This is a genomic window from Algoriphagus aurantiacus, from assembly GCF_035156405.1.
Taxonomy (GTDB): domain Bacteria; phylum Bacteroidota; class Bacteroidia; order Cytophagales; family Cyclobacteriaceae; genus Algoriphagus; species Algoriphagus aurantiacus.
This window is the reverse complement of the sequence record NZ_JAXRUT010000025.1, coordinates 48,371-63,933: the sequence shown is the minus strand read 5'-3', so window position 1 is coordinate 63,933 and position 15,563 is coordinate 48,371. Positions and strand designations below refer to the sequence as shown.

Below are 15,563 nucleotides of genomic sequence, written 5' to 3'. Positions count from 1 at the left end.
CTTAAAGATCAAAACAAATTCAAATTCCCACCCCTCCTGAATTTAGTCAGGTCATATTCCGGAAAGGAACGTCCAGAGAAATATTTCCGCTTTGAAGTAGTAAATAGCAGATTAATCATCTCAGCTACTTTGCCCTCGCCCCGCATCCGTCTTCCAAACTGCGAATCATTGAGTTGACCGTGCATGGAGCAGATTTGATCTATTACTTTATGGGCTCGGTCAGGAAAGTTTTTATGAATCCAATCTTCGAAAATAGGGCCAACACTTCCGTTAAGACGAACTACGGTCATCCCTGCCGTAAGTGCTCCGTGATCTGCGGCAGCTTTGAGGATGGCTGGAGTCTCATGATCCGTGAGACCGGGTATGATGGGAGCGCACATGACTCCCACGGGAATACCTGCTATGGAAAGTTCTTCTATGGTTTTTAGCCTTTTGGAAGCACTGGCCGTTCGCGGTTCCATTCTACGTCTCACATTTTCATCCAGCGATGTGATAGAAATAAAAACCTTGACCAGCTTATCCTGGGCTAAATCTTGGAGCAAATCTTTATCCCGTAAAATCAGACTGTTTTTGGTGATCATACCAACAGGATGGCGGTAGCGGGCAAAGACTTTCAGCAAACTTCTGGTCAATTCCATCTTACGTTCCAGCGGCTGATAGCAATCTGTATTTCCCGAAACACTGATCGGGACAGGTTTCCAGCTTGCTTTGTGAAACAACTTTTCCAAAAGCTGAGAAGCATTAGCTTTTACTATTATTTTGCTTTCGAAGTCAAGTCCGGCATCAAGTCCGTAATATTCATGGGTATTTCTTGCATAGCAATAACTGCATCCGTGTTCACAACCTTGGTACGGGTTCAATGAATACATCATGCCTAAGTCTGGGCTCTCAATTTTATTTACGATGCTTTTGGAATGTTCTTGATAGACTTTGGTCTGTGGTAATTGGACTAAAGGTTCGTCAAGTCCCTCAATATGCTCGCTGACATAGCGATACTTGAGGAATTTGTTGTCCGTTCTGATCTGCGATCCACGCCCTTTGAAATAGCTTTCTGCTTCGTTCTTCTCCATTTGATTTCAATATACCAGTGGATTGTGATACGAAAAAGAACAAAAAATGATCCTGACGGTAAGTGTCTCACGACGTGAGATTTGTGATAGATTTTAAACAATTGTTCAACCCCTTTCAGGGTTGACGTTTTCAATAACTTTTCCACGTATCCACGGGTTGCACCCGCGGTTATTGAAAAGTTGGACCACTTCGTGGTTATAATGTTTGATGTGATATCCGTAGATCCCGCCTTTCGAAATGATCCTGAAAGGATCGAACTTCTGAATAGCCATGGGTGCAACCCATGGTTTGATATGATGGGATAGGTTCACCTCGACCCAGAATGGGTCGAACTTAATTTTCTTCAGGATATGATTTCATGTAAGGGCTAATAATTATTCGTCCTACCAATAGGACATTTTCCCCACCATAAAATAAGCCTTACTACCTTACACTTGTTACATGATTCGTTGTACTCCCAAAAATCCATCTTTTCCAAAAAAATCAATAAATAACCTTAGAAGTAAATAAAATTTTTAATTAAGTTTTTTATCCCAAAATTGGCATGAAACCTTAAATTGCGTTCTAGTAATCAGGATTATTCACAGTTTACTCTTTCAATAACCCTTTATGTCCAAATCAAATTCTGTTGTCTTTCTTGCACTTTTTGTTTTAGCTGCTGTCTTGCACTCGTGCAGTTCGCAAAAAAGCAGCACAGATGAAGGCTTTGTCAAACTTTTCAATGGCGAGAACCTGGATGGTTGGGTGGGAAATAAAAGTTCTTACCGGGCAGAAAATGGAATGATTGTGATTGACCCCAAGGGTACTGGTGGAGGAAATCTTTATACTGAGAAGGAGTATGGGGATTTTATTCTTCGCTTTGAGTTTCAACTCACTCCCGGAGCCAATAACGGGCTCGGAATCCATGCTCCATTAGACGGAGATGCAGCTTATGTGGGAAAGGAGCTTCAAATCTTGGACAATACTGCAGAGAAGTATTCCGAACTTCAAGCGTACCAATTCCATGGTTCTGTATATGGGGTCATACCTGCTAAGCGCGGATTTCTCAAGCCTGTAGGCGAATGGAATACCCAGGAAGTGATTGTAAATCATCCTCACATTAAAATTATTCTCAATGGAGAGATGATTTTAGATGGTGATTATCTAGAAGCAAGTAAAAACGGTACATTAGATCACAAAGATCATCCGGGATTGCAGAGAAGTTCGGGACATATTGGCTTTTTAGGTCATGGTGATGTAGTCCGTTTTAAAAGTATTAGTATCAAAGAACTATAAAATAACCCAGTAATAAATTCACTGAAAACATGAGTAAGAACATTAAGAGTATTGATCGTAGAGACTTTGTCAAAAAGAGTGGCTTCGGATTGTTGGGCGCTGCTTTAGCTCCCTCACTTTTGGCCAGATTAAATGCCGGCGAACGCCTTAGAACGGCTCATATTGGACTTGGAATGATGGGAATGGCTGATCTGGATGCTATTTCTTCCCATGAGCTGGTGGATGTGGTGGCACTTTGCGATGTGGATTCGGCAATGATGGCCAATGCAAAGGCACTTCATCCAAACGCAAAGACATATGCTGATTATCGTGATCTATTGAAGGATATGTCCGATGAGATCGATGCTGTGATAGTTTCTACACCAGATCATACGCATGCACCTGCATCCATGATGGCTATGAAAATGAATAAGCCCGTATATTGTCAGAAGCCATTGACCCACCATGTGAGTGAGGCTAGAAAAATGAATAAGCTTGCTGCTAAGAAGAACTTAGTAACGCAGATGGGTATTCAGGTTCATTCTTTTTATGATTATAAATTGGCGACTTTACTTATTCAGTCTGGAATTATCGGTAAAGTTCATACCGTTCGTGCTTGGTCACCCAAAGACTGGGGCTATGATGGGCCTGAGCCAGAAGGATCTGATCCTGTTCCTGCTAGTCTGGACTGGAATCTGTGGCAAGGAACTGCACCAGAGCGTCCATACAAAGAAGGGTATTACCATCCTGGAAACTGGAGAAAGATATTGGATTACGGTTGTGGTACCCTTGGAGATATGGGAGTGCATATTTTTGACACACCATACAATGCGCTTGAACTAGACGTTCCCCGTACGATTATCAATGAGTGTCGTGAACCTACCGGATTTGGATTTCCTGCAAACAATGTAGTGACCTATGAATTTCCTGGTACTAAGCACACTGCAGAGACCTTAAAATGGGTTTGGTATGATGGAATCGGTGCTCCGGAGGCTCATGAGGATTTGGTTCTTCCAAATGGAGATGAATTACCTGATCAAGGCGCAATGTTTATGGGTGAAAATGGGAGACTATTGTTACCACATTTCCAACAGTTGCCACGAAAAATAGTGGATGGTGAATATGTGGAAATGGACATAGAATCATTCAATCTGGGCAAGCCTGTGAAAGATTACGATTCCGAAAGCAAGAAGCACTACCACCAGTTTGTAGATGCCTGCTTAGGCAAGGGTGAAACCACTGCGCCATTCTCTTATGCATCTAGACTGACAGAAACTATTTTGCTTGGAGTGATTGCAGGCCGATTCCCTAACGAGACATTGCACTGGAATAGTAAGAAAGCGAAGTTTGCTGAGAAGAAAGCGAACAAATTCCTGAAAGGAAAGTATCGTAAGTTTTAAGAATTGTAGCTAGTATGAAGAAGTAAGTATTGATGCTTAAAACTTGGGCTTTGAACATTGATTATTGAAAATTTGAAATTGTCTTTGTTCGCTGGCGAACAAAAATGTTCGAGATAGTAATCCTGTTAAAAGTATAAAAATGCCTCTGGAGTTTATTCAGAGGCATTTTTTTGTGGCATAATAGTGGAAAAGAGTAGGGAGGAAGTATTCAGACGCAGTCCCGGTGTGTTGGAAAGCAGGCAACCCAGGCACTTGCGAATAGAATTAAAAGTTAGAAATATTTAATCTTCAAATCTGCCACTGCAGACAAGTCTTTTGAATTTTCCAATATTTCAATTCAGTGCCTTATGTGGAAAAACTATCTTAAAATATCCTTTCGCAATTTGCAGAAACGTAAACTGTACACGGGCATCAATCTTTTTGGATTGACGGTAGCCATCGTGAGTTTTTTGGCTATCTGCCTATATATCCAGCACGAATGGAGTTATGATAAAATGTATGCGGATTATGAACGCATATATAAATTCAATCAGGAGTTCGTTTCTGAAGGAGAAAGCCAGTTAGTCAGTTCCACTCCCTCCAGTCTGATTCCTACACTTATAGAGGAAATCCCGGATGTGGAGACAGGCACATTGGTTTTTGACCTTAGTATTTTCTCTTCAGTACTGATAGATGGCGGTGAGGGAAATCAGGAAGAGCAATCCTTTGCTTATGCAGATGAAAACTATTTCAGCGTATTTGACTTTGATCTTTTGTCAGGCAATCCTACCCAGGTACTGTCAGAACCAAATCTCCTGGTCTTAACTAAGAGTACTGCTGAACGCTATTTTGGTGATGCAGGATCCGCCGTCGGCAAAATAATGAAGGTGGAAGGGAATGATTTTACCGTGTCCGGAGTGATGGAAGATTTTCCGAGCAACAGTCACATGGGATTTGATTTTTTGGCATCTTTCAAATCGCACAGACATGGAAAAAATCCAGAATGGTCTCCAAGCAATTACTACACTTATGTGAAGCTGAAATCCGGAACGGATGTGGTTGCTTTTCAGGCCAAAGTAGAACAAATCAAGGAAAAATATATTGGAAAAGAACTGGCTGAATATGGCTATAAAACGTTTTTCCACCTGCAACCGGTCAGTGAAATACATTTGGGTGACCAATCGCTCGGTAGTATCAAGCCCGGAACTGACATTCGCTACTTATATATATTCGGAATAGTTGCCTTGTTGGTTATTGCAATAGGGATTATCAATTATGTGAATTTGGCCACGGCAGAAGCTACCGAGCGCAATAAGGAAGTAGGGCTTCGCAAAGCAATGGGGGCAGGCAGAGGACAGTTGTTTGGTCAGTTCGTCTCCGAATCTATTTTACTCACTTTTGCAGCTACGGTATTGAGTGTTGTGTGTATGTATTTGATTCTACCCAATTTCTCAGCCATCAGTGGTGTCCCGCTAAGCACAGATTCTTTAATGAATCTCCGAGGGCTCGGCTTTATGGTAGGATTGATAGTGATTGTTGGCTTGTTGGCAGGAATGTATCCAGCTTTGATTTTGTCGGGCATGGAGCCGATCAAAGCGCTGGCAAATAAAACGAAAATGGGTGGAGGAGCTTGGGTGAGAAAGTCTCTGGTGGTGTTCCAGTTCTTTGTTTCCATCGGGTTGCTGATTGCTACTTTTATTGTAAAAAACCAACTGGACTACATGCAAAATGTCAGTTTGGGCTACGATAGGGAACAAGTAGTAGCATTACCCTATCACTACAATATGCGAAACGTAGCAGAAACCATGAAGGCTGAAATGCTGAGAAGTGGTGCTGCGAGTTCCATAGCCCTTGCTGGAGATATACCAGTACACATCAAGGCTGGATATAGGATATTTCCGGGTGGAGACAATCAGCGCGAGTTTATGATTACGGGATATTCCACTGATGAAGATATTGTCAAAACATTAAACCTTGCGATTCTCGCAGGTACTGATCTCAATGCAAATGATTTCAATAGGGAGGAGGCTAATGATAATGAAGATCTGGTTCCGATTATTCTCAATGAATCGGCTATCAAGGAAATGGGTTGGAATCCTGAAGAGGCCATTGGAAAAACGGTAAATTTTGGGTTTTCAGATGCAAGAATCAAAGCGGTGGTAGGGGATTTTTATTTTAACTCCTTGCATGAAAAGATTGGTCCGTTGGGGATATTTAAGGATCAGGGAAATGCGCACGTGCTTCTGGTGAAAATACCTGCCGGAAATCCCGCTGCTACCCTTGCTACGCTTGAGGAGGTTTGGAAAAAGTTTGTCCCCGAGCGACCATTCAACTACAAATTCATAGATCAGGAGTATGCTCAGCTTTATCGATCAGAAGAGCGGGTAGATGTGATTTTTACTCTGTTCTCGGGCATAGCTATTTTGATTGCATGTATGGGGTTGTTTGGCTTAGTCTCTTATGTAGCACTTCGTCGAACACGGGAAATAAGTATCCGAAAAGTGCTTGGAGCTACTCAAAAGGATGTCGTTTCTGTATTGGCATCTGATTTTTTCAAATTGCTCTTAGTAGCATCAGTATTGGCAGTTGGATTTGGGCTTTGGTTTAGTGATGCATGGCTGCAGTCCTTTGCAAATCGTGTTTCATTCTCGCCATGGCCATATGTTTTATCGATTTTACTGGTATTATTGCTGGCGGGATTGACGATTAGTTATAGAAGTTGGAAAGTCTTTTCATTGAATCCTTCCAAAACATTAAAAAGTGAATAATTATCTGATTTAAATAAAAAATGATCGAACTCAAAGAAATTGATAAATACATAGAATCGCGTTTTCAGCGTGTGTTTATTCTAAAAGGCGTTAATCTTACTATCAATGAAGGGGAATTTATCACCTTGATGGGACCAAGCGGAGCAGGGAAATCCACTCTCCTAAATATTCTTGGTTTGCTTGATGAGGATTATGATGGAGATTATTTTTTTGGTGATAGGAGCATCAAATCCATGAGGGAGCGTGAACGCGCGTCACTTCATAAAAGTGAGTTTGGATACATATTCCAAGCCTATCACCTGATTGATGAATTGACTGTGTATGAGAATATCGAGACGCCACTTTTGTACAGAAATGTGTCTTCCAACGAGCGCAAAAGTATCATCGCGAATCTTCTTGACCGCTTTAATATGGTAGCGAAAAAAGACCTTTTTCCTGCCCAACTTTCAGGAGGACAACAACAGCTAGTCGGTATTGCAAGGGCAGTGGCAGGAAAACCGCGTGTACTTCTTGCTGATGAGCCAACGGGCAATCTGCACTCTGGTCAAGCTAAGGAAATCATGGAAATTTTCCAGGAATTGCACCGTGAAGGAACAACAATTATTCAAGCAACTCACGCTAGAGAGAATGCGGATTACGGCACGCGATTAATTGATATGCTGGATGGTAAAATAGAAAAAGATGAAGCGATTATTCATGTATAAGAAGTATTTAGTTCTGATTGTTTCAATCCTGTTGGCAGGCACTATCCAGGCTCAGGATACATTAAAGATTAATTTCCGAGATGCAGTGGATCTGGCTTTGGCTGCAAATGTGGATTACCAGACCCAGTTCAATAATATGGAAGTGTTAAAGCTACAAAAGCAGTCGGCTCTTCTTTCCCATCTTCCTAATGCTAATATTAATAGCTCCTTTTCCCGGCAGGCTGGACAGCAGTTTCAGCAGATAGAGGGGGAGATAGTGGTGACCAATGTAAAAAACGAGGTAGTCAGTGCGGGACTGAATATGAACATGCCAATCTTCAATTCCGGAAGAAGGATACTGGATACTCAATCCGCGAAGCTTGCTTATGATGCTGGAGAAAAAGGTCTTGACAGAGCATCTCAACAAGTGGTGTTCGAAGTGGCAAGACGGTATCTTCAAGTGCTTTTGGATGAGGAATTGGTAAGGATTTCCCAGCAAAATCTAGATAATCAAAAGGAACAGTTAAGACAAATTGAAGGATTCGTTGAGGCAGGTTTGCGAACGTTGTCAGATAAATACAATCAGCAGTCAGAAGTAGCTAGGCTGGAATCCGTGATTGTAGATTCGGAATTGCAGTATCAAAATGATGTTTGGGATCTGTCGGAGTATCTGCAACTTGAGCCGGGAGTCATGCCGCTATTGGAGTCAGTAGATCCAAGAATTGAAAGCTTGAGATTTGCAGAAATGGATATGCCTGAGTTGTATGATATAGCTCAGATAAATAGGGCTGATCGTATACAACAGGAGCTTTTGGTTACCTCTTTCAAAAAAGACATGCAGGCGATCAAGGCTATGTATTATCCAAGAATAGGTGCGTTTTATAATTACAATACCTTCTTTACCTCCTTGGATGATAGAAATCTTGGGGATCAACTTTTGAAAGTATATCCTCAAAATACATTAGGACTTAGTCTTTCAATACCGATTTTCAATAATTTCCAGACAAGGCTAGATGTAAGTAGGAGTAGGGTTGCCTATAAAAATCAGGTCTTGCAAAAGGAATCGTTTGACAGAAAAATATATCAAGATGTGAAACTTGCACACCAAAATTATTTGGCAGCGGTAAAGAAAGAAGCGAATACTGAAATTCAGGTTCTAGCGGCTACAGAAGCACAAAATGCAATTAGAGAGCGTTTTCGGCTGGGTATTTCCAATTTCGTAGACTTGGCAACAGCTAACCAACAACTAGTAAGCGCTCAAGCTGATCAGGCACAGGCAGTTTATACTTTGTATTTCCAAGAAGTATTGATGCAGCATGCTCTGGGCACCTTAGAGGTGTTGGAATGAGTGGTGTAGGATTTTTACCGCATAGCTACATAAATATCATAGGATACGTATTTCTGTCTCATTTATCAAACTATGTTTACTATGTGGCTCCTAGGTGGTTTAATAACTTTTGAAGTTGAGGGGAAATGAGGATAGATTTTTCTTTAGTTTTTTTAAAAGCGGAAAGGTTTTTTTTGACCACATAGCCACATAGGTTTCATAGGAAATGTATTTCTATCGCATTTAGCAAGCTATGTTTGCTATCTATCTATGTGGTGAGCATATTTTAACCACATAGGATCATAGTTTTTCCGCGCATAAAGATTTTCGCTCAAGCCATAATCTTTGCTCCCTTTATGACTTTGTGGTAACCATTATTCACCATAAAGTCACAAAGTGCTCAAAGTTTGGAGATTGAAATTGATCTCCCTTCTAGCCATATAATCTTTATGCTTTCCTATGTGACTCCTATGTGGTTTTTATTTGTTCAGCTAGCGTAAGGGACTTTCTTTTAAAAGGTCATCCATTATCAAGTCTGTCGTAATACTTATTGACGAACGTTTTTTGACCATTATGAAAAATGTTTACCACGTTGAAATTTATTAGTATTCCCTTTGGCGCTTTTAATAAATTGAGATAGTTAATTACCTGCGCTTGGTGAATTGGAAGGATTTCAGAAACAGATTTTATTTCAACTACTATCTTTTCTTCTACCAAAAAGTCACACTTGAGCTGGGTGTCTAAAAGGTGACTTTTGTACTCAATAGGTATGACTAATTCACTTGCGAATTTTATGTCTTTTGTTGCTAATTCGATTGCTAGACACTTATGATAAATACTTTCTAAAAGACCTGGACCCAAATTTTTATGAACTTCTATTGCAGCCCCTATTATTTGGTAGGAGAGATTGTCAATTGATTTTTGAGTTGATCGCATCTTTTTATCAAAAGATACCAATTTCTAAAAATAATTTCGTGTCTTACTAGTGCGTTTACAAGATGAAATAATCAGAAATAAATCAAGCCCAATGCCCTTAATAATTGATCAAGCTGTGGCTTTCGTCAATCCTTTTTATTTCTCACGAAAAATGAAAACCAAAAAAAGCAGGCCAATTGGCCTGCTTTTCGGTTGTGGTGGTTAAAGAATATCGGTGGTTTTTAAGTTATAGCATTGCAAAGAACATGTCCAAATCTGGGATCAAAACGATTCTTGTTCTTCTGTTGATCGCCATGTTTTCAGGTGTATCATTTTCTACAATTGGCATATAGCTAGCTCTACCTGCAGCGATCATTTTCTCAGGTGCAACATTAAATTGCTCTTGAAGTCTTCTTACAATACTTGTCGCTCTTTTCACAGAAAGATCCCAGTTATCCTGAACTACACCAGTAGAAATAGTTCTTGGATCAGTATGTCCTTCTATCATCACCTGAAGGCTAGGTTCTGCATTGATCAATTCAGCCAATTTCTGTAGCAAGGGATCAGCTTTAGTATTTACTCTATAGCTACCTGTATTGAAAAGAAGTTTGTCTGAAACAGATATCATCACTACTGTCTGATCAATACTGATATTGACATCATCTTCCTCACCATCTACGGTAGTTTCTGTAATGTTTTTCTTAAGGTTATATTCTACAGCAAGGTTTACAGAATCTTCCAAAGTTTGTGCTTGAGCAAGTTTTGCCTGATCTACATTCGCCAAGGTTTGCTTCATTTTCTCCTTAGAATTTTTGGACATCACTGTAGCCCCATCTATACTTAGCATACCATCATTTTGCATAGTCAATGCATCATTGGTGTCACGAAGAGAATTGATTCTTGAATTGTACTCAGCAACTCTATTCTCGATGATTTGCATTTTCTCTTCCAACTCAGCCTTTTCTTGCTCAGTCGTCGCCAATTCGGTTTGTGTTTTATAAAGATTACCTTCTAGCTCAGTGTATTTTTTCTTAGAAACACATGACACCATCACTGTGGCGCTCAAAAGTCCTATAACAATAAGTGATTTTTTCATAGTTAATTTCTTTGTATTTGAATCAACCATTTCAAAGGAATTGCCACAACTGAAAATAAATTTCGATTTTGCTTAAATGCCCATCAAAGGCTTGAATGCAGTCAGTTGAGACATGTTTTATAAAAAAAACAGGCCCCAATATGTAATTGGAGCCTTTTTGAAAAACTGTGGAATTCTTACACAGGTTGATTATCAATTTACTCAGAAATATTCATTTATCATTCCATAAGGCGATTGATAACTTTGAATTCATTCATGACTCGATAGGCAGCTCTGGTGATATCTGATTGGAAGTTAGGAGACTCAGAATCAAAATTGGCGGCGGTATATCCCTGCCATATCGTATTTCCCCTTTTGCTGTCGATCACATAAATTACCAGCATTCCTTGGTTTTGGCTATACCTCACCTGATTATAGGTTTCATCTTTTTCCTGCTCTTTGTCAAGTTCGCCTTCTTCAGTTTCGGGTACTGTTCCTACTCGCTTTAGCCAATAGTCAAATTCAGGCTGAACGTAGCCACGGTATCTAATGGAGTCCATGAAAATTTTATAACTCACCAAAAGGTCTGGCTTGTTGTCTTGCTCCCTAAAACCTTGTGAACCTAGTCTAGCTCCAATAGTAGCACTTAATACTGGCGAAATCATACTGGTGTCTTTTTCCGTAGGCACAACAAACGCGAAAGTTTTATACTTTTTGAAAGAAGCTTGATAATTGTAGTCGTAATCTGTCACATAATCTTTGGATGAGAAGCAACCTGCACAAATTAAAATGAGGAGCGCATAAAGGATGGAAGTATTTTTCATGGCATGTAGGATAGATTGGTTGAATGATATTTTACTAAGTACGAACTAGGGTGATCAGATGGATTTAACCAAATTTATGATTTATTTGTTTTGAATAATCTGTTGTAGTTCAAGCGAGTAGCGTATTAATTTAACATAAATTCAGCACAATAATCAGCCTACTATTATATTCCTTCTTTTTTTCATTAAAAATGAGTTTCAAATGAACAAAATGCCCACAGATGGATAATTTTCAAAGGTTAGTTGCTGAAGCAAAGGCTTGCACTTTGTGCAAATTTTTTTTACCACTAGACCCTCTTCCGGTTTTTTCTATCCATCCTAAAAGCAAAATTCTGATCGTTGGCCAAGCACCCGGGACGAAAGTCCATGCCACAGGAATTCCCTGGAATGATGCCAGTGGCAATGAACTACGACGGTGGTTGGGAGTAGACCGAGAGCAATTTTATGACCCTCAGATTTTTGGAATAATGCCGATGGGATTTTGTTATCCGGGTAGGGGAAAAGGTGGAGATATGCCGCCCCGACCAGAATGTGCACCTACTTGGCATGCAAGGTTAAGGGCAGAGATGCCGGAGGTAAAATTGACCTTACTAATAGGCCAATATGCCCAGAAATATTACTTGGGAAATAGTCGGAAGAAAACCCTGACAGAGACAGTAAGGAATTATGAAATTTATCTGCCGGAGTTTATGCCGCTAGTCCACCCCTCACCCCGCAATCTTATGTGGAGAAGGAGAAATCCATGGTTTGGAGAGGAAGTGGTGCCGTCACTACACGAGCGAGTTCATGATCTTATTGATGGGAAGAGTTAGTTAAAAAATCTTATACAGTTGCAATTTCTGGTTTGATTTGGTTTTTTAGGTATGATTTTGAAAATCATACAATTGCCCTTTCAGTTTTTCATCGCTAAATTTTTCTCATGAGACTTAACACAACCTTAATTCTTCTTGGAGCAATAGCTTTTGGGTTTTCCTCCTGTTCTAAAAATCCTGATAACAGCTCGTCTCAGAAGACATTCACGCTAGAGATTACTGACTCCGTTCAGATAGATTATCTCGGGGAAATGATGCTGCTGGATTATGATTCTAAAGCTGATAAGTATTTGCTGGCGACAGATTCCTATTATGAATACTTAGAGGTGGATGATTCAGGGGGAATTCTGAATCACAATAAATTCAATCCTGAAGGAATAGATGCTGTTGAGACATCTTTGGGCTTAGGATATGTAGATGGAAAGGTCACTGTTTTGACGCAAACCAGCGGGTACTATCAATTTGTGGATTCTTCCAAAGTTGGTGAAATCCCTATTCCATATAATTACCAAATATTCATGTTTTACCCAAAGCTTGGAGTTTTTAGAAATAAGGACAAAACTTATTTCCCATCACTTTGGCCAGAGACATTTGCAGTGAATATGGATGAAGGAGACTTTTATAGAAAGTTGTACAGACTTCCTGTACTCAGTTCGCTTGATGAAACTAACCAGGATACCATGGGAGTGGTGAGATTACCGGAAACTTCCCCCTTGCTTGATAAACAAGTTCACGGATTCCCTATACCGGTATATACCAAAACTGAAAATATCCTTCTATTGAGCATGTGGCTTGAGCCGAGGTTTTATGTTTACAAACAGTCAGGTGATAAATTTGATTACGAAAGGACCGTTGAGGTGGATATTCCCGGTTGGGTTCACTATGATCCTGTCCCTTCGGATAAGGCAAAGCAATTTTTTGAAAGTTTTTCGAAGAAATTGTCAGGCAATTTGACCAACTTCTTTAAGGTGGGAGATAACTATGTGGTAGTCTATAATAAAGGAATTTCAGAAGAGCAGATGTCTGACCTTGGCCAACCAAATGACGGTGGGGTTGCCCGACGGAAAAAGAATCCAAACTATGCTGCGATTTTTGATAAGGACTTCAGCCAATTGGCTACAAATGTCGCTTTTCCTATTACAAGTAATTTCCCGATGGTGGTAAATAACGAGGGAGAATTGGTAGTGTCCAAAGTCGCCGGTTTATCCGAGACAGAAGATGATGGGATTATACTTTACAAGTTATCCCTAACGCACAAGTAGTAGTTCTTCGAAGAAATTTCATTTAACTAACTATCTTTTAATTCACCAAACCACAACCTTATGTCCAGATTTTTACGATTATCAGTTTTGATTTTATGTTTACTTGTCATTGTTTCGTGCGGGAAAAATTCCGACAATGATAAAGCAGATAAGGAGCTTAAGGTCTTTACTCTGGAAATCACCGATTCAGTTCAGATAGATTATCTCGGGGAAATGATGCTAATGGATTATGATCCAAAACAAGATAAATATTTGCTTGCCACGGATGAACCATGGGAATACCTTGAAGTAGATGCTCAGGGTAAAATCCTGCACCATAATAAATTCAATAAGGATGGTATTGATGTAGTTGATTATCCAGTAAGTCTTGGGTATTTCAATGGAGACGTAACTGTTTTTAATCGCCTAGATGGCTACTATAGGTTTCAGGATTCTACTAAAGTAGGGGAGATAAGTATCCCGTATCCTTATCAGGTTGTCATGAAGAATCGCAAGCTGGGTTTGTTCGAATTGGGGAATAAAATCTATTATCCGCAACCAATTCCGGAATCCATGTCGCTTGGAGACGATTTTTTTGGAGCATTTTATAAGCTTCCGATTATTGAAGCTCAGGATAAAACTACAGGAGACACCTTAGGGGTGCTGAGCTTACCTGAGACTTCCGTATTGTTTAATAACCAGATTCACGGATTTCCGATTCCTGTTTATACCCTGGATGAAGATATGTTGGTGCTAAGTATAGGAATTGAACCAATTTTATATGTTTACACTAGGGAGGGAGATCAGTTTGTCTATGAAAAGACGGTTGAAGTAAGTATCCCGGATTGGATTGGGTATACACCAGTTCCAATGGATAACCCTGAACAGTATTTTAATGAAATCCGGAAAATAAGACCCGGTAGTCTGACCAATATTTTTGTGGTAGGTGATTATTACCTCGCTATATATCACAGGGGAATTTCTGAAGAAGAGATGGTTCGGCTTGATCCATCAGCCAAATATGGGATAGGTGCACTTAAAAGAGACCCAATGTATGCTGCGATTTTTGATAAGGATTTCAATCAGTTAGCTACCAATGTGCCTTTTCCTTTTACCAGCAATTTTCCAATGGTGGTCAATAACGAGGGAGAATTGGTCGTGTCCAAAGTTGCTGGCTTATCCGAGACAGAAGACGATGGGATTGTTCTATATAAATTGAAATTGATTGAAAAGTAGGATTAGCTTTTAAGACTAACACTCAACCCTTCCTTAATCTTTGTAGGCTTAAGTCCATAGGCTTGCTCAATTTTCGAAGAATCAAAACAATAATCAGAATCCGACTGGTAGCGAAGTTCTGCGATTTCTTTCATCACAGGCATGAAAAGTCCAAGGGTACTGACCAGCCAGGCTGGCATCACTTGCAGTTTGAGCTTGGTGCCTTGTTGTTGATTGATCAGTTCTGCAATTTCTTTTACCGAAGGATAGGAATTATCAGTGGGTAAGTTCCATGTCTGATTCCATGCATCTTTCTGCAAGGCCAAAAATGCTGTTGCTTTTCCTGCATCAGGGATATAGATAAAGGAATGCTTTTTATCTCCGGAATAGAGCCATTGAGCATTTTTCCCTGCTTTCAATTTTTTTATTACCAGTTCATCCAAGACTGAATTACTAGCGTCTGGCCCATAAAAATCAGGGGCTCTGGCTACAATAGCGGAAATTTTTCCGCTTTTCACCTCAGCCCATAGCATGTCCAAGATCTGCTTTCTGACTTTCCCTTTTCTGCTTTTGGGATTAAGCGGGGTATCTTCGGTGAGATGACTGATATGGTCGGGATCACAAGCGTACATGTTGTCGAAGAACACCAACTTAGCTCCATGTGCGATGCAAGCATCCAATGTGTTTCTCATGACGACAGGCCAGTCTCTTTCCCATATAGCTGAGTTGTATTGAATCCCAGCCAAGAGAAATACTACTTCTGATCCTTTTACTGCCTGAGACACAGCAGTAGCATCCAACAAGTCGCCAGAAACCAGTTCATCTGATGGATTTACTTTTTTTGGGGTTCTGCTGAACTGCCGGACTGATATTCCTGACTGGGCGAGTTCTGCAGAGACGATTTTGGCTATGTTGCCATTGGCACCAAGGATGGTATGAACTGACATGAGAAAGTGGATTAGTTAGCAGACTTGGATAAAATAGATTATTTTGAAAGTA

13 protein-coding genes are annotated in these 15,563 nt (G+C 40.1%); 8 read left to right on the top strand and 5 right to left on the bottom strand.

Translation table 11 applies throughout. The annotated features are described in order from the left end of the window. Positions 1–8: 8 nt before the first annotated feature. Positions 9–1,070: a PA0069 family radical SAM protein gene (locus SYJ56_RS20460; RefSeq protein ID WP_323837422.1), complete on the bottom strand. Its 1,062-nt coding sequence runs from the start codon at positions 1,068–1,070 to the stop codon at positions 9–11. 610 nt (positions 1,071–1,680) lie between these two features. Here SYJ56_RS20460 and SYJ56_RS20455 point away from each other — a divergent pair. The 5 genes from SYJ56_RS20455 (at position 1,681) to SYJ56_RS20435 (ending at position 8,503) form a co-directional block, all read left to right on the top strand. Further along, complete coding sequence (locus SYJ56_RS20455) at positions 1,681–2,346, top strand: 3-keto-disaccharide hydrolase (RefSeq protein ID WP_323837420.1); 666 nt, start codon at positions 1,681–1,683, stop codon at positions 2,344–2,346. Between the two features lie 29 nt (positions 2,347–2,375). After that, a complete protein-coding gene (locus SYJ56_RS20450; RefSeq protein ID WP_323837419.1) occupies positions 2,376–3,725 on the top strand; it encodes a Gfo/Idh/MocA family protein in 1,350 nt (449 codons plus the stop codon). 347 nt (positions 3,726–4,072) lie between these two features. Further along, the gene (locus SYJ56_RS20445) at positions 4,073–6,472 is read left to right on the top strand and encodes an FtsX-like permease family protein (protein WP_323837417.1); all 2,400 of its coding nucleotides are present in this window, start codon (positions 4,073–4,075) and stop codon (positions 6,470–6,472) included. Between the two features lie 20 nt (positions 6,473–6,492). Beyond that, positions 6,493–7,176, top strand: coding sequence for an ABC transporter ATP-binding protein (locus SYJ56_RS20440; RefSeq protein WP_323837415.1), 684 nt, complete (start codon positions 6,493–6,495; stop codon positions 7,174–7,176). Beyond that, positions 7,154–8,503: a TolC family protein gene (locus tag SYJ56_RS20435; RefSeq protein ID WP_323837413.1), complete on the top strand. Its 1,350-nt coding sequence runs from the start codon at positions 7,154–7,156 to the stop codon at positions 8,501–8,503. The genes SYJ56_RS20440 and SYJ56_RS20435 overlap by 23 nt, the downstream gene beginning before the upstream one ends. 498 nt (positions 8,504–9,001) lie before the next feature. Here the strand turns inward: SYJ56_RS20435 and SYJ56_RS20430 are convergent, their stop codons facing one another. The 3 genes from SYJ56_RS20430 to SYJ56_RS20420 form a co-directional block, all read right to left on the bottom strand. After that, positions 9,002–9,418 (bottom strand): GxxExxY protein, encoded by a 417-nt coding sequence (locus SYJ56_RS20430; protein WP_323837412.1) that lies wholly within the window; start codon positions 9,416–9,418, stop codon positions 9,002–9,004. Positions 9,419–9,644: 226 nt separating this feature from the next. Beyond that, positions 9,645–10,493 carry an OmpA/MotB family protein gene (locus SYJ56_RS20425; RefSeq protein WP_323837410.1) on the bottom strand — a complete coding sequence of 283 codons (849 nt, stop codon included), beginning with the start codon at positions 10,491–10,493 and terminating at the stop codon, positions 9,645–9,647. 218 nt (positions 10,494–10,711) lie between these two features. After that, positions 10,712–11,296, bottom strand: a complete 585-nt coding sequence (locus SYJ56_RS20420; RefSeq protein WP_323837408.1) for a DUF4136 domain-containing protein — start codon at positions 11,294–11,296, stop codon at positions 10,712–10,714. A gap of 221 nt (positions 11,297–11,517) precedes the next feature. Here SYJ56_RS20420 and SYJ56_RS20415 point away from each other — a divergent pair, with 221 nt between their 5' ends. The 3 genes from SYJ56_RS20415 (at position 11,518) to SYJ56_RS20405 (ending at position 14,585) form a co-directional block, all read left to right on the top strand. Further along, a complete protein-coding gene (locus SYJ56_RS20415) occupies positions 11,518–12,108 on the top strand; it encodes a uracil-DNA glycosylase family protein (RefSeq protein WP_323837406.1) in 591 nt (196 codons plus the stop codon). A gap of 107 nt (positions 12,109–12,215) precedes the next feature. Beyond that, complete coding sequence (locus SYJ56_RS20410) at positions 12,216–13,370, top strand: hypothetical protein (protein WP_323837404.1); 1,155 nt, start codon at positions 12,216–12,218, stop codon at positions 13,368–13,370. A gap of 60 nt (positions 13,371–13,430) precedes the next feature. Further along, a complete protein-coding gene (locus SYJ56_RS20405) occupies positions 13,431–14,585 on the top strand; it encodes a hypothetical protein (protein ID WP_323837403.1) in 1,155 nt (384 codons plus the stop codon). Positions 14,586–14,587: 2 nt separating this feature from the next. Here SYJ56_RS20405 and SYJ56_RS20400 read toward each other — a convergent pair whose 3' ends face one another. Next, positions 14,588–15,511, bottom strand: coding sequence for an NAD-dependent epimerase/dehydratase family protein (locus SYJ56_RS20400; RefSeq protein ID WP_323837402.1), 924 nt, complete (start codon positions 15,509–15,511; stop codon positions 14,588–14,590). Positions 15,512–15,563: the final 52 nt, after the last annotated feature.

What these genes read in the sequence shown, in the direction of transcription:
- SYJ56_RS20445 (WP_323837417.1), top strand. Translation starts at nt 4,073, where the DNA reads ATGTGGAAAAACTATCTTAAAATATCCTTTCGCAATTTGCAGAAACGT.
- SYJ56_RS20440 (WP_323837415.1), top strand. Translation starts at nt 6,493, where the DNA reads ATGATCGAACTCAAAGAAATTGATAAATACATAGAATCGCGTTTTCAG.
- SYJ56_RS20430 (WP_323837412.1), bottom strand. Translation starts at nt 9,418, where the DNA reads ATGCGATCAACTCAAAAATCAATTGACAATCTCTCCTACCAAATAATA.
- SYJ56_RS20415 (WP_323837406.1), top strand. Translation starts at nt 11,518, where the DNA reads ATGGATAATTTTCAAAGGTTAGTTGCTGAAGCAAAGGCTTGCACTTTG.
- SYJ56_RS20420 (WP_323837408.1), bottom strand. Translation starts at nt 11,296, where the DNA reads ATGAAAAATACTTCCATCCTTTATGCGCTCCTCATTTTAATTTGTGCA.
- SYJ56_RS20400 (WP_323837402.1), bottom strand. Translation starts at nt 15,511, where the DNA reads ATGTCAGTTCATACCATCCTTGGTGCCAATGGCAACATAGCCAAAATC.
- SYJ56_RS20460 (WP_323837422.1), bottom strand. Translation starts at nt 1,070, where the DNA reads ATGGAGAAGAACGAAGCAGAAAGCTATTTCAAAGGGCGTGGATCGCAG.
- SYJ56_RS20410 (WP_323837404.1), top strand. Translation starts at nt 12,216, where the DNA reads ATGAGACTTAACACAACCTTAATTCTTCTTGGAGCAATAGCTTTTGGG.
- SYJ56_RS20450 (WP_323837419.1), top strand. Translation starts at nt 2,376, where the DNA reads ATGAGTAAGAACATTAAGAGTATTGATCGTAGAGACTTTGTCAAAAAG.
- SYJ56_RS20435 (WP_323837413.1), top strand. Translation starts at nt 7,154, where the DNA reads ATGAAGCGATTATTCATGTATAAGAAGTATTTAGTTCTGATTGTTTCA.
- SYJ56_RS20425 (WP_323837410.1), bottom strand. Translation starts at nt 10,493, where the DNA reads ATGAAAAAATCACTTATTGTTATAGGACTTTTGAGCGCCACAGTGATG.
- SYJ56_RS20405 (WP_323837403.1), top strand. Translation starts at nt 13,431, where the DNA reads ATGTCCAGATTTTTACGATTATCAGTTTTGATTTTATGTTTACTTGTC.
- SYJ56_RS20455 (WP_323837420.1), top strand. Translation starts at nt 1,681, where the DNA reads ATGTCCAAATCAAATTCTGTTGTCTTTCTTGCACTTTTTGTTTTAGCT.